1 protein-coding gene is annotated in these 207 nt (G+C 52.7%); it reads right to left on the reverse strand.

The genetic code is table 11. From position 1 onward, the window contains the following. Positions 1 to 207: hypothetical protein (locus QN379_RS23620; protein ID WP_323507791.1), on the reverse strand; the 207-nt coding region annotated here is incomplete at both ends.

The raw sequence follows: 207 nt of genomic DNA on the forward strand, positions 1-207 counted from the left end.
AAGCCGTTGTAACCCATGCCGGTCAGGTTATGCATCGCAAAATAATATTGCCCGTTAAACGCTTCCAGAATATGCAGTTTCTTTTCCCACGCAGCAACGATGGCCCGACCGGCGGCGTCGTCAGTAATAACCTGACCGCCCAGCGATTTCCAGATCACGGTGTAAGCACTGCCAGCGCGTTCTTGCAGGGTTTTAGTCATGCCGGAT

This window comes from Glaciimonas sp. Gout2 (assembly GCF_035018905.1).
Lineage (GTDB): Bacteria > Pseudomonadota > Gammaproteobacteria > Burkholderiales > Burkholderiaceae_D > Glaciimonas.